The sequence below is a fragment of the Proteus myxofaciens ATCC 19692 genome (assembly GCF_001654855.1).
Lineage (GTDB): Bacteria > Pseudomonadota > Gammaproteobacteria > Enterobacterales > Enterobacteriaceae > Proteus > Proteus myxofaciens.
The window spans coordinates 42,277-56,433 of record NZ_LXEN01000031.1 but is presented as its reverse complement, the minus strand read 5'-3'; the positions used below and the strand labels follow the sequence as shown (position 1 = coordinate 56,433).

Sequence of the window (14,157 nt, the reverse complement as noted above, 5' to 3'; positions counted from 1 at the left end):
GGCGGATGCTGACATTGTTTCAGTATCCGCTTTCGTTCTTTATGAGTGAGGTGTGCTATGTCAATTTCCCTTACAGAAACGGCCGCAGATCGCGTTCGCTCTTTTCTTGCTAACAGAGGAAAAGGCGAAGGTTTACGTCTTGGGGTTAGAACTTCTGGTTGTTCTGGAATGGCTTATGTTCTTGAATTTGCTGATATCATCAATGATGAAGATAGCGTCTTTGAAGATAAAGGTGTGAAAGTGATTGTTGATGGAAAAAGTATAGTCTATTTAGATGGAACAGAGCTTGATTTCGTCAAAGAAGGATTAAACGAAGGTTTTAAATTTAACAACCCAAATGTATCAAATGAATGCGGTTGTGGTGAAAGTTTTACTGTGTAATTTATGTTAAAACTGCGACTTTACGTTAATTAATCCAAGAGTAGATGTATGGACTATTTCACGCTATTAGGCATGCCTAACTGTTTTGATCTTGATAAACAGCAACTTGCTACACACTATCAAGAAATGCAACGCCAATATCATCCTGATCGCTATGCAGGTAAGTCAGAAAAAGAACAAGCACAAGCATTATCCCTAGCTTCAACGGTCAATCAGGCTTATCAAACCTTAAAAAATCCACTGACAAGAGCGGAATATATTCTCTTTTTACAGGGAATCGATATCGCTAATGAACAGCAAACAATGCAAGACTCTGCGTTTCTTATGGAGCAACTTATGCTTCGTGAAGAATTTGAAAATATTACGCATAGTCGTGATGTGGGTATTTTATTAGCGGATTTTTCTGAACGTGTAAATCAAATGTACACCTCGCGCTATAACGAAATGGTCGTGTTACTCAATCAAGAGAATTGGGAGTTAGCGGCTGATAGTGTCAGAAAATTACGCTTTTTAGCTAAATTGAAAGAACAAGTTGAACAGCTAGAAGAACGTTTGCTTGACAATCTTTAAGGGAAACCTCTATGTCATTATTACAAATCAGCGAGCCAGGCCAAACACCTGCACCGCATCAACGCAAACGTGCTGCGGGTATTGATTTAGGAACCACGCATTCATTGGTTGCTACTGTACGTAGTGGGCAAGCCGAAGCGCTTTCTGATAATGAAGGACGCTATTTATTGCCTTCTGTTGTACAGTATCAGGTTGATAATATTGATGTGGGTTGGAATGCGAAAAAAGACGCAGAAAAAGATCCCGCTAATACTATTAGTTCAATTAAAAGAATGGTAGGGCGCTCACTTTCTGATATTCAAACCCGTTATCCTAATCTCCCTTATCATTTTCATGAAAATGATAAGGGATTACCCCTTATTAAAACGGCGGCAGGTATTGTTGATCCCATTCAAGTTTCTTCAGATATCTTAAAAGTGTTAGCGAAGCGCGCGACTGAATCATTAGGTGGAGAATTAGATGGCGTTGTTGTCACTGTTCCTGCTTATTTTGATGATGCACAACGTCAAGGCACAAAAGAAGCTGCTCGTCGTGCTGGGTTACATGTTTTACGCTTGCTGAATGAACCCACAGCAGCGGCTATTGCTTATGGTTTAGATTCAGGAAAAGAAGGTACTATTATTGTTTATGATTTAGGTGGTGGTACTTTTGATGTGTCTGTTTTACGTTTGACTAAAGGCGTTTTTGAAGTTTTAGCGACTGGTGGTGATACCGCGTTAGGCGGTGATGATTTTGATATGATGCTAGCAGACTGGATAAGAGACAGAGCTGGTTTTGGTCATCAAAATGACAGGGTATTACAACGTCAACTTCTCGATGTTGCTTGTGAAACTAAAATAGCCTTAAGTAATAATGATGTTGCTGATATCTCGATTAATGATTGGAAAGGCGAAATAACGCGTGCTGAATTTGAATTACTAATCCAATCTTTAGTTAAACGTACGCTTTTATCAGTACGTAGAGCATTAAAAGATGCTGAAGTTGATATTGATGAGATATTAGAAGTTGTCATGGTAGGTGGTTCAACACGCGTACCCCTTGTACGTAAAATGGTGGGTGACTATTTTAAATGTGAACCTTTAACCTCGATTGATCCTGATAAAGTAGTCGCTATTGGTGCTTCAATTCAGGCTGATATTCTTGTTGGTAATAAACCAGATAGCGAAATGCTACTTCTTGATGTTATTCCTCTCTCATTAGGGTTAGAAACTATGGGAGGATTAGTCGAGAAGGTCATTCCACGCAATACCACTATTCCTGTTGCTAGAGCACAAGAATTTACCACGTTTAAAGATGGGCAAACAGCCATGAGTGTTCATGTTCTACAAGGTGAACGAGAAATGGTTGATGATTGTCGCTCGCTTGCTCGTTTTACACTTCGAGGCATACCTCCAATGGCTGCTGGTGGTGCACATATTCGTGTGACTTTCCAAGTTGATGCTGATGGTTTACTCAGTGTGAGTGCGATGGAAAAATCAACAGGTGTAGAAGCTTCTGTACAAGTTAAGCCATCTTATGGTCTTAGTGATAATGAAATTGCTAATATGCTCAAATCTTCGATGGAAAATGCCCAAGAAGATTTACAAGCTCGCCGTTTAGCCGAGCAAAAAGTCGAAGCAGCTCGCGTGTTAGAAAGTTTAACCGCAGCATTACAAGAAGATGCTCACCTTTTAAATGAGGATGAGAAAAAAGCTATCGACAATGTTGTAAATACCTTAATAGAAAGCGTTGAAGGCACTGATGCAGTCGCCATTGAAAACGCCATTAAACAACTGGATAAGCAAACTCAGGAATTTGCCGCGCGTCGTATGGATTCATCTATTCGTCAAGCGCTGGCAGGTCATTCTGTGGATGAGATATAACTATGCCGAAAATTGTATTTTTACCCCATAGCACACTTTGTCCTGAAGGTGTGGTAGCACAAGCCACTGAAGGTGAATCTATTCTCGATGTCGCGTTACGCAATGGCATTGAAATAGAGCATGCTTGTGAAATGTCATGTGCTTGCACGACATGCCACTGCATTGTGCGTGAAGGTTTTGACTCTTTAGAAGAAAGCTCAGAACTTGAAGACGATATGCTAGATAAAGCTTGGGGGTTAGAGCCTGACAGTCGTTTAAGTTGCCAAGCAAAAGTGACTGATGAAGACTTAGTGGTTGAAATACCAAAATATTCAATTAACCATGCAAGAGAGCACTAATATTAGGAGTCAAAAATGAAATGGAGTGATACTCGTGAAATCGGGGAAACCTTATTTGACCAATATCCTGATATAGATCCTAAAACGGTGCGCTTTACAGATATGCACAAATGGATTTGTGAATTAGAAGATTTTGATGATGATCCACAAAAATCGAATGAAAAGATTCTGGAAGCTATATTATTAGTTTGGCTTGATGAATTTGAATAATTGATTGTATTTTTACTGAAAAAGACTGGTCAAGTACCAGTCTTTTTGCATTGTAAGTAGCACAATCAATATAATACATTGAATAACAACTGAATAATGTTATTTAACCAAGTGTACCGATACGCTCTGCGATAAGAGGCATTAATTTTGAAGTATCGACATCGGTAACAATAGTACATTTGGGCTCAGCCTCTTTATTTTTAGCGCTACAAGCTAAACTATGTCCAAAAAGTGTTTTAGAACCATACTCAATATAGATATCTCCTTCTATCGATGAAAATATCTCGGGTTTAATAAGATAGGCAATGACACAAGGATCGTGAAGAAATGGATCGAACTCAGCGTATTTTTGAGACATTGTTGCAACTATCTTAGCAATATGGCCTTTCTTTTCTAATGAACGACAAAGACCAGCTCTAATATCTGCCTTCATAGTGACATCTAAACCCAGCATAGTGATATGACGAGCGCTATCAAAAACAATATGAGCAGCATGAGGATCAACGTAAAAATTAAACTCAGCAGCGGGTGTGATATTTCCTTGGGTAAATACAGCGCCACCCATGAGTACAATATCTTTTATATTATCGGTTAATCTTGGTTCTTTAATCATTGCCATTGCGATATTTGTTAGAGGTGCTATTGGGCAAAGTGTTATTTCACCAGGATTTGACATGACAGTATCAATAATAAAGTCTATCGCATGTCCTGAATAATCAGGGTAATTTGATTCAGGTAAAGCGATACCGGCTAAGCCATCTTCTCCATGTACTTCTGTGTGATTGCTTCTTCTCGCCATAATAGGATGAGAGCAACCTTTAACTACCGGTATATCAGGTCTTTCTACTAAGGATAATAAGCGTTTAGCATTATTATAAACCTTATTTAAGCTTACATTTCCTGCAACAGTCGTGATCCCTACTAACTCAATTTCAGGTGAAGCGAGAGCGAGAAAAATAGCGACAGCATCATCAACACCGGGATCACTATCAATGATAATTCTATGCATCTACAACTCCTCAATTTGGGTTTATATAGAAAATATAACTATAGTAATTAACTAATTGTAGAGATTAACGATAAAACTAGTTTTTATCGTTATTCTACAATTGCATTTTGGTGAAATGAAAAATGGAATGCTTTTGGGATGGTTGATTTATGATGTTGGGATACTAATGTTTTTATTTCTTTCATGAAACTGGCGTTTTTAAAAAATACGATGTGATTCATATTTTCAGTTGAAAGAGACATTGAATGAATACTTTATTCAATCTCTCTTTATATTAAGATCAAGCGATTGATTAAATTAAAACGGTTTAACTTTTTTCATATCTATAAAACTGTTTACCAACGCGTTGTTTTGAAATATTAATAACCGGCGGCTTCACCATCACTTCGTGGATCTGATGCGCCATATAACACATGATTTTCGTTATCAATTAAAATAGCACCAGCATGTCCCATAATTTCAGTATAGGGTTTTTCTACTTTAATGGGATGACCTTTCTTACGTAGTACTTCAATAATAGATTCACCAACGCGAGATTCTATTTTAATATCATTTGATGAGGCTCCCCAAGTACGGCCATATAACCAGCGTGGAGCATTTACTGCATCTTGTGGTAATAATCCAAAATCAACAATACGAGTAACTAAGGCTGCTTGAGTTTGTGGCTGTCCTTCACCTCCCATCGTTCCATAGACAAGATAAGGTTTATTATCTTTTAATAACATGGCTGGATTAAGAGTGTGGAAAGTTAATTTATTAGGTTCTAACTTATTAATTTGTTTAGGATCGAGAGAGAAGAAGCTACCCCTATTTTGTAATAAAATTCCGGTATCTTTAGCCACAATACCAGAGCCAAAATCATGATAAATACTTTGGATCATTGAAACAGCATTACCGTCTTTATCAACAATACCAAACCATACTGTATCTCCTTTAGGATCTAATAAGGTTCTATCCTGTTTTGCTTTTGTGATATCAATACGTTTGGCTTGGTCTTTACCATGTTGCGCTGAAAGTAAAAATTCAATAGGGATATCATTAAATGCAGGATCGGTGAGATATTGGTCTCTGTCAATAAAGGCTTCTTTTGTTGCCTCAATCATCGTGTGATAATAATCTGCACTACCTTCACCGAGTGATTTAATATCAATATTGTTTAAAATATTTAATATTTCGAGAGAGGCGATTCCTTGTGTATTAGGAGGCAAATTATAAGCAATATAATCTCGATAATTGACATGAATTGGCGTCATCCATTGTGCTTTGTGATTAGCAAAATCATCCAATGTTAACAAACCACCATTTTGTTGAATATCATCAACTATTTTATGAGCTAGCTCACCTTGATAAAATACATTCGCACCATTGCTAGCAATTAATTTTAGTGAATTAGCAAGAGCAGGTTGCTTTATTATTTCGCCAACATGATAAGGTTGTTTATTTGGCTTTAAAAAAACCTCAGAGAATGATTTAAAGCGCGCTAAATCACGAAACTCTTTATCATTAGGATCAAGATTAATTTGTGACCAATAAGCTAGGCTGTAAGAAACAGGAAATCCATCTTGAGCATAATTAATCGCTGAATCTAACAATGAAGACCATGGTAATGAATTTCCCATATTTTTTGTTGCATAGCGATAGGCTTCATCCCATCCTGAAATAGCGCCAGGTACGGTATTAATGGATAAATAACCGCGAGCTGGGATTTTATCTAATCCTTTTTGACGGTAGAAATCGATAGTTGCTTGCTGCCCTGAACGACCACTACCATTAATTCCTACCACTGTTTGGTCTTTGGCATTATAAATAAGCCAAAAATTATCACCGCCAATAGAATTCATTTGAGGATAAACAACAGTAAGTGTAGACGCTACAGCAATAGCAGCATCAACCGCGTTCCCACCTTGTTTTAATATATTTATACCGGCTTGTGTCGCTAAATAATTTGGTGATGTCACCATGGCATTTGGTGTGATGGGATTTATACATTCAGAAGCAGTCTGACAATATTGACCTTGTTCATACGTATTAATGGCATAAACATTTGAAGTATAACTAATAAAGCATAAGGAAAACATAACTGGAAAAGAAAATACAGAATTTAACTTCATACTAAGCCCTTAAATTAAATATGCGTATTTCTACACGCTTTAACTTACAGTATTAATGACTACATACTGAACTCGAAAATAAATAATTGTTTATTGGTATCATTATCATTTTTATTAATATAAAAATGCTTATTAAAGATAGAAGACTTAAAATGATTAATCTATTTAAACAATGGGTTATTAGTCGATATCATTCAATTTGGTGAACACGCTCAAATTTAAAGGTAACTATGTTGAATTTTTTTCATTATTAACGCGCTATCAAATCTCAACCTTATCGATATCTTTATTAACATAAAATCAAAAATAACCACAAAGTGGGAAATCATCGCGCTAGGTTGTGCGATATTCTTCTAAGAATACTTTGTATGCCTATGAGACAACTTGACGATAATGGAGTCTGTATTCTTTTTGCAGTAAATTAATCACTCTGAAAGATAAATATCTGGTAGTCTGAATGGGTTAACTGCCATCAGTAATAATAAGTGAGATAATTAATGAACAAACAAATAATGCCTATCATGCTGTCTAATGAACCTGCTGCAGCTTGTTGGGGTGAAAAAGCACTAATTAGCACTAGCGAAACTGGCATGACAATTCACTTAACCGAAGAAAATCGATTAGGTGCTATACAACGTGGTGGTCGCAAAGTTGACGGCCAAGGTATTCGTAATGTTGCACTCGTTGGTGATAATTGGGATTTAGAGCGTAGTTGGGCTTTTTGGTTAGGATTTAGAGCACCTAAAGGCGCTCGTTCTATCGAATGGCCACAATTAGGTGAAGCAGATAAAAAGGAATTAGAATCGCGTATCCGCATTGTTGATTGGGTAAGAGATACAATCAATACACCAGCAGAAGAACTCGGTCCTGAGCAATTAGCACAACGTACTGTTGATTTATTTTGTGGCTTAGATAAAGAAGAAATAAGTTATAAAATAACGAAAGGCGTTGATCTTCGAGATCAACAATATGCCGGCATCTATACTGTTGGTCGTGGATCTTCTCGTGATCCTGTCTACTTGGCTTTAGATTTTAACCCTACTCAAGACCCTAATGCTCCTGTGTTTGCATGTCTTGTTGGTAAAGGTATTACGTTTGACTCAGGTGGCTATAGCATTAAACCCACATCATCAATGAACTCAATGAAAGCTGACATGGGTGGGGCTGCGACCCTTGCTGGTGCTTTAGCGCTTGCTGTGACTCGTGGTTTAAATAAACGAGTAAAATTACTACTTTGCATTGCAGATAATATGGTCAGTGGTAATGCGTTTAAGCTGGGTGATATTATTCGTTATCGTAATGGTAAATCTGTTGAAATTATGAATACAGATGCTGAAGGTCGTTTAGTATTAGCTGATGGTCTAATTGATGCAAGTAATGCATCTCCTGAGCTTATTATTGATGCAGCAACCTTAACAGGGGCTGCAAAAGTTGCAGTAGGTAATGACTATCATTCAATTCTCAGCTTTGATGACAAATTAGCGACTGAATTATTAGCAAGTGCTGAACAAGAAAATGAACTATTTTGGCGCTTACCATTAGCTGATTTCCATCGTAGCCAACTCCCTTCAAGCTTTGCTGATCTTAATAATATTGCAGCGCCATCTCATACTGCTGGTGCAAGTACTGCGGCAGCCTTTTTATCACACTTTGTGACCGATTATAAAAAAGGCTGGGTACATATCGATTGTTCTGCAACTTACAGAAAATCTTCTGTAGAACAATGGGCTGCTGGTGCAACAGGTTATGGTGTTCGTTCAATTGCTAATTTGTTATTAACAAAAGCAAAATAACAATAAGCTAAGTTGGAGTTTGTCATGGATTTATCTGAGCAATTCGAGGTACAAGAAATTGTTACCGTTGAGGGTTCTTCTCTAAAGTTAAGTGTTCTAGAACCACTTCCTGAAAAGTTAACAAATGCATTAAGTGAATTATTTGGCGAATATAAACCTATTCGTCGCGCATTTATTGTTAATGCAAAGGAGCAAGATGAAGAAGAAACATTTTATCTTATTGGGCTAGAAATAACGGGAGAAGAAAGCACGATTGCAGAGTTATTTCCTAAAGCGGCGAAATCAGCATTTGAACACTTAGAAGAAGGGCAGTCTATTGATTTTTGTTTTGTGAATAAAGAAGAAAAAGGTGTAGCGCACTTTATGGCTCATCATGTTACACCTTTTTATCAACGGAAATTAGGAGGCTTTCTTCGAAAAGGCATTCCAATTGTCAATATAACCGGCGAATAAACCTTTTCATATTTAGGCGATATCTCATGAGATATCGCTTTTTTTTACCCTATAATGATCTAATCGGTAAATTATTTATATTTTATGTAACATATTATTTATGAAATCTTTACTCTAGCGTCCTGATTAAGGGAAATAACAAAAGTCAAAAAGCATCGAAATAGTATATTCAATGATTCTATATTATTAAATAAGACTGCCTAAAACGGCTTTTTTTCTTATTTGATTGAATCATTTTATATTTCATTTCACCGCGTATAAAACAGAGTGCACATTGCACATATCACATTATTATTGGGTTGAATTAAAGGAAAAGGATATGAACCAAAACCAATTTAGACAGTATACAGAAAAGAGGGGGTATAGTTGGTGCTCTCTTGCTGTATTACTGGCATCAGCACTGGCTGTTACTGGCTGTGATGATAAAAATACCGATGAAGGCGCTTCATCAACAGCAAATAATGTACAAACGACACAAAGCAATAAAACAGAAACAAAAGCAACTTCTGCTTCACAAAATGGTGAAAAATCGTCAGTTACAACGAAAATAAATAATCAAACTGCATTAACTAGCCAAGAAAAACGCAATGAATTAGCAACGCGTTATGCAGCCAAAGATGTCACTGTATTAGATGCTTCTGAATTGCAGCGTGATGGTGCAAGCACGATGGTAGTGACTTTCTCTGTCCCGCTTGATCCTGACCAAAAATTTGATGATGTTATCCGCCTTGTTGATACCAAAAAAGGTAAATTAGAAGGTGCATGGGAGCTATCGGATAATCTGATGGAACTGCGTTTTCGACATTTACCCCCATCAACAGAATTAAATTTAACCATTGATAAAACAATTAAAGGCATTAACGATCGTACTTTAGTTACACCATTTAGCCAGAAATTAACAACAGAAGAAATTTTTCCTTCTGTTGGCTTCACCAGCAAAGGTTCTCTTTTACCTTTAGAATCTGCTGAAGGCTTATCTATTACGGCATTAAATGTGGATCAGGTTGATGTTAACTTTTTCCGTGTTAAAGATGATAAATTAGCGCAGTTTTTAACCCAATGGGAAAATCGTTCTAATATTAATTATTGGGAATCTGACGAATTTTTATCTCAGGCTGATCTTGTCTATACCGGTCGCTTTGAATTAAACACAGAAAAAAATACGCGTGAAAATGTATTACTTCCTCTTAAATCTATTGATGCACTGAAAAAAGAGGGCGCTTATATTGCAGTGATGCAACAAGCTGGAAAATACTCTTACACCATGCCCGCTACGGTATTCACATTCAGTGATATTGGGATTTCAGTTCATAGCTACCTCAATAATATCGATATTTTCACCCAATCTCTAAATAACGGCGCTGCGCTAAATAAAGTCGAGCTCCGTTTATTAGATGAAAAAGGTGGGCTTATCTCCAAAGCACTAACAGATAATCAAGGACATGCATCATTAGAGAAAAATGATAAAGCACGTTTATTGATGGCTATTCGTGATGGACAAACAAGTATGATTGACCTGCGTAAGCCTGCGTTAGATCTTTCAGAGTTTGATATTGGTGGACCTCAAGGTTATAGCAAACAATTTTTTGTTTTTGGACCTCGTGATCTCTATAGACCGGGCGAGATCTTAATTGTTAATGCGTTACTGCGTGATGGTGATGGTAATCCAATTAAAGAGCAGCCAGTAAAAGTTGATTTATTAAAAACAGATGGTCAAATATCTCAAAGCTTTGTTTGGCAACCTGAAAATGGGCTTTACCAATTAAAACTGTCTATTCCTGAAAATGAAAGTACAGGAACAAGAACATTACGTTTCGATATTGGTGATGGAACGCCACGTTTTTATGAGTTCCAAGTTGAAGACTTTATGCCAGAGCGTATGGCGCTTGATATTACGGGTAAAAAAGGCATTTTATTAAGTGGTAATAATGCTTATTTTGATATCAAAGGACGTTATCTTTATGGTGCACCTGCCTCAGATAACCGCTTACAAGGGCAAATTTTCTTAAAATCATCACGTGAAGCCGTAAGTAAATTACCTGGCTATGAATTTGGTGATGTAAAAGATGAAAGCTTTAATCGTTTATTAGATGAATTCGAATTAAATCTTGATGCTGATGGTGAAACAACACTGAGTGTCGATAATGAACGTTATGCCGAATTAAAATCACCAGTAAATATTATTCTACAAGCAAGCTTACTTGAAGCGGGTGGCCGTCCTGTAACACGCCGTTATCAGCAAGCAGTATGGCCAGCAACCCATCTTGCGGGGATTCGTCCTCTTTTTGTAAAAAAAGAGGTGTATGACTATAGAGCTGATAAATACAAAGCAGGGTATTCTGTTGATGATAACTCAATGGCAGAGTTTGATATTGTTTACACCGATCAAGATGGCAATAAATTACCAGCCAATGATCTTAATGTGAAACTGATTTATGAACGTCATGATTATTACTGGCGTTGGTCTAACTCTAATGGTTGGGAGTCAGGATATAACCAAAAAGATCTTCAAATGGATGAGCAGACTATCAAGATAGCAAAAGAGGGTACTGCAAAGGTTGCTTTTCCTGTTGAATGGGGCTCTTATCGTATTGAAGTTTCTGATCCTAAAACAAATCTTGTCAGTAGCTTACGCTTTTGGGCAGGCTATTCTTGGATGGACAACACAAACGGTACAGGTGCTGTTAGACCAGATCAAGTTAAGCTATCTCTTGATAAAAAAGGATATTTACCCGGTGACAAAGTAAAACTGAATGTTATTGCTCCTCACCCTGGTAAAGGCTATGTTTTATTAGAATCAAGTAATGGACCATTATGGTGGCAAGAAGTCGATATGCCTGAAAAAGGCCTTGATATTGAAGTGCCTATAAATAAAGAATGGGCAAGGCATGACCTTTATCTGACAACAGTTGTTGTAAGACCTGGTGATGCCTCAAAACAAGCGACAGTTAAACGTGCTGTGGGTATTTTGCATTTGCCATTACAAGATAAAAACCGTCGTATTGATATCGCACTTGATGCACCTGAAAAAATAAGACCAAATCAAGACTTAAAAATTCGCATTAAGGCTAAACCTAATGAAGGCGAGTCATTACCTGAAAAAATCAATGTCCTCGTCTCTGCGGTTGATACTGGTGTCTTAAATATTACAGATTATAAAACCCCAAATCCTTATGATGCTTTCTTTGGTCGTAAACGCTATAGCGTTGATCAATATGATGTTTATGGGCAACTAATTGAAGGACAAGGTCGTTTAGCTAATTTACGCTTTGGGGGCGATGGTGGCGAAGAGGCGGCTCTTTCTCGCGGTGGTAAAAAACCATTAACTGAAGTGCAAATCATCGCACAACAATCAGCCCCAGTAATATTAAATGCACAGGGTGAAGGTGAAGTTTCTCTACCTATTCCTGAATTTAACGGTGAAGTACGCTTAATGGCACAGGCATGGACTGCTGATAAATTTGGTAGCCAAGAAGGTAAAGTCGTGATTGCTGCACCATTAGTCACTCAATTATCATTACCTCGCTTTATGGCAGGAGGAGATAGTGCACTGCTTTCATTAGATTTAACTAACTTAACTGATGATCCACAAGCCATCACACTAAATTATACCGTATCTGGGCTTGTTGGCTTAAATGGCGCTGAAAGCAAAACCGTTTCATTGAATAAAGGTGAACGTACACAAGTTCAAATTCCAGTTAAAGCGAAATATGGCTTTGGTCAAGGTGAGTTTTCACTCTCAATTACGGGTATTAAAGTGCCTAATGAAGAGATAAAACCTTATCATAACACATGGAAAATTGGCGTGCGTCCTGCATATCCAGCAGAAACTGTACATTATGCTAATACCTTAAAAGATGGTGAAACATGGCGTTTACCTTCAGAAACGTTAAATCAATTTAATAACGCGACACTCGAAGGTGAATTATTACTAACAAGTCGCCCACCATTGCAGGTTGCACGTTATGTTAGAGAGCTTTTTGCCTACCCATATGGTTGTTTAGAACAAACTGTAAGTGGGCTGTATCCATCTCTCTATTCCACTGAAAAAGAGCTAAAACAGCTAGGTATCAAAACACAAACTGATGCTGATAGAAAAGTGGCGATTGAAAAAGGAATTGCTCATCTATTAACAATGCAGAAAACAGAGGGTGGATTCTCATTATGGGATCAAGGTGGTAGTGAAGAATATTGGTTAACAGCTTATGCAACAGACTTCTTATTCCGTGCTTCACAACAAGGTTATGCTGTTCCTGCTGATGCATTAAAACGTGCTAATGATCGTTTACTGCGCTATTTACAAGACAAGAATCTTGTTAACTATGAATATGCCGTTAATCAAGATGCTGCTCGTTTCTCAGCAAGGGCTTATGCCGCACTGGTTTTAGCAAATCAGCAAAAAGCACCTTTAGGTGAATTACGCCGTCTTTATCTTGAACGTAACCAATCAGGTAGTGGTTTAGCATTAGTACAATTAGGTATTGCGCTTAAGCTGATGGGGGATAACAGCCGTGCTGAAGGATTGATTGCTGAAGGCGTAACGACAACACGTAAATACAATTACGGACTAGGTGACTATGGTAGTGTTATTCGAGATCAAGCTCTGATTATCGCTTTACTGAGTGAAAATAACCTTGATTCACAATCTCGTGATGCTAGCGTAATGACGCTTTCTGATAATCTAACAGGACGTGAATGGTTCTCAACGCAAGAGAGTAACTCTCTATACCTTGCTGGTCGCTTCTTCATTAATATGGCAGAACAACCGTGGGAAGTTGTTGTTAATAGACAAGTTCCGCCAATTAATAGCGATCGCGCTGTCAATGAAACATTAACGGCAACGCAACTTCAAGAAGGGCTAGAACTAAACAATCGTGGTGGTACAACGATTTATTCACGAATGAATATTGTAGGTTATCCTAAAACTATTCCTGCACCTTATAGTAATGTGTTGAATGTTAACCGTAGCTACTATGATCTTAAAGGACGTCGTGTAAATCCTAGCCGTTTACAAAGTGGTGAGATGCTAGTGGTAAAACTAGAAGTATCAGCAGATAGAGATGTACCTGATGCATTAGTGGTTGATTTATTACCAGCCGGTCTTGAAATAGAGAACCAAAACCTAGCATCAAGTAGTGCAAGTTTAAGTGATAGTGCAACAGACTTGCAGGAATTTATTGATGATATGGGACATGCGAATATCAAACATCTTGAATACCGAGATGATCGTTTTGTCGCTGCTGTTTCTATTGATAGATATCGCCCAACAACCTTGCTTTATTTAGCAAGGGCTGTGACACCAGGAAGCTATCAAGTTCCACCACCGCAAGTTGAATCAATGTATGTGCCTTATTGGCGCGCAATAGGAATGACAGAACCTAAAATTGACGTTGTTCCTTAAGCTTCATAGCCCTTTCTTAGGAAAGGGCT

At 37.6% G+C, this 14,157-nt stretch carries 10 protein-coding genes; 8 read left to right on the top strand and 2 right to left on the bottom strand.

Annotation, left to right across the window (positions count from 1 at the left end):
* Window positions 1-57: 57 nt before the first annotated feature.
* Genes iscA through iscX form a run of 5 tightly spaced genes read left to right on the top strand, consistent with a single transcriptional unit; the run spans window position 58 to window position 3,361 of the window.
* Window positions 58-381: an iron-sulfur cluster assembly protein IscA gene (iscA, locus tag M983_RS03540; protein ID WP_066747124.1), complete on the top strand. Its 324-nt coding sequence runs from the start codon at window positions 58-60 to the stop codon at window positions 379-381.
* Between the two features lie 48 nt (window positions 382-429).
* Entirely contained in the window at window positions 430-951 is a 522-nt protein-coding gene (hscB, locus tag M983_RS03535; protein WP_066747121.1) for a co-chaperone HscB, read from the top strand.
* Between the two features lie 11 nt (window positions 952-962).
* Window positions 963-2,813, top strand: coding sequence for a Fe-S protein assembly chaperone HscA (gene hscA, locus M983_RS03530; RefSeq protein WP_066747119.1), 1,851 nt, complete (start codon window positions 963-965; stop codon window positions 2,811-2,813).
* 2 nt (window positions 2,814-2,815) lie between these two features.
* Window positions 2,816-3,151 carry an ISC system 2Fe-2S type ferredoxin gene (fdx, locus tag M983_RS03525; protein ID WP_066747118.1) on the top strand — a complete coding sequence of 112 codons (336 nt, stop codon included), beginning with the start codon at window positions 2,816-2,818 and terminating at the stop codon, window positions 3,149-3,151.
* A gap of 15 nt (window positions 3,152-3,166) precedes the next feature.
* The gene (gene iscX / locus M983_RS03520; RefSeq protein ID WP_066747115.1) at window positions 3,167-3,361 is read left to right on the top strand and encodes a Fe-S cluster assembly protein IscX; all 195 of its coding nucleotides are present in this window, start codon (window positions 3,167-3,169) and stop codon (window positions 3,359-3,361) included.
* A gap of 103 nt (window positions 3,362-3,464) precedes the next feature.
* Here iscX and M983_RS03515 read toward each other — a convergent pair whose 3' ends face one another.
* Both M983_RS03515 and ggt read right to left on the bottom strand, forming a co-directional pair.
* Window positions 3,465-4,370 carry a nucleoside hydrolase gene (locus M983_RS03515; protein WP_066747112.1) on the bottom strand — a complete coding sequence of 302 codons (906 nt, stop codon included), beginning with the start codon at window positions 4,368-4,370 and terminating at the stop codon, window positions 3,465-3,467.
* 359 nt (window positions 4,371-4,729) lie between these two features.
* Complete coding sequence (gene ggt / locus M983_RS03510; protein ID WP_066747109.1) at window positions 4,730-6,481, bottom strand: gamma-glutamyltransferase; 1,752 nt, start codon at window positions 6,479-6,481, stop codon at window positions 4,730-4,732.
* Between the two features lie 497 nt (window positions 6,482-6,978).
* Here ggt and pepB point away from each other — a divergent pair, with 497 nt between their 5' ends.
* From pepB to M983_RS03495, 3 genes are all read left to right on the top strand, one after another.
* Window positions 6,979-8,274 (top strand): aminopeptidase PepB, encoded by a 1,296-nt coding sequence (pepB, locus tag M983_RS03505; RefSeq protein WP_066747106.1) that lies wholly within the window; start codon window positions 6,979-6,981, stop codon window positions 8,272-8,274.
* Window positions 8,275-8,298: 24 nt separating this feature from the next.
* The gene (locus M983_RS03500; protein ID WP_066747103.1) at window positions 8,299-8,727 is read left to right on the top strand and encodes an enhanced serine sensitivity protein SseB C-terminal domain-containing protein; all 429 of its coding nucleotides are present in this window, start codon (window positions 8,299-8,301) and stop codon (window positions 8,725-8,727) included.
* A 319-nt stretch (window positions 8,728-9,046) separates the two neighbouring features.
* Window positions 9,047-14,128, top strand: coding sequence for an alpha-2-macroglobulin family protein (locus M983_RS03495; RefSeq protein ID WP_066747092.1), 5,082 nt, complete (start codon window positions 9,047-9,049; stop codon window positions 14,126-14,128).
* Window positions 14,129-14,157: the final 29 nt, after the last annotated feature.

Excerpts from the sequence above, each read along its gene's own strand:
- pepB (WP_066747106.1), top strand. The coding sequence starts at position 6,979 with ATGAACAAACAAATAATGCCTATCATGCTGTCTAATGAACCTGCTGCA.
- hscA (WP_066747119.1), top strand. The coding sequence starts at position 963 with ATGTCATTATTACAAATCAGCGAGCCAGGCCAAACACCTGCACCGCAT.
- M983_RS03515 (WP_066747112.1), bottom strand. The coding sequence starts at position 4,370 with ATGCATAGAATTATCATTGATAGTGATCCCGGTGTTGATGATGCTGTC.
- ggt (WP_066747109.1), bottom strand. The coding sequence starts at position 6,481 with ATGAAGTTAAATTCTGTATTTTCTTTTCCAGTTATGTTTTCCTTATGC.
- M983_RS03495 (WP_066747092.1), top strand. The coding sequence starts at position 9,047 with ATGAACCAAAACCAATTTAGACAGTATACAGAAAAGAGGGGGTATAGT.
- iscA (WP_066747124.1), top strand. The coding sequence starts at position 58 with ATGTCAATTTCCCTTACAGAAACGGCCGCAGATCGCGTTCGCTCTTTT.
- hscB (WP_066747121.1), top strand. The coding sequence starts at position 430 with ATGGACTATTTCACGCTATTAGGCATGCCTAACTGTTTTGATCTTGAT.
- iscX (WP_066747115.1), top strand. The coding sequence starts at position 3,167 with ATGAAATGGAGTGATACTCGTGAAATCGGGGAAACCTTATTTGACCAA.
- M983_RS03500 (WP_066747103.1), top strand. The coding sequence starts at position 8,299 with ATGGATTTATCTGAGCAATTCGAGGTACAAGAAATTGTTACCGTTGAG.
- fdx (WP_066747118.1), top strand. The coding sequence starts at position 2,816 with ATGCCGAAAATTGTATTTTTACCCCATAGCACACTTTGTCCTGAAGGT.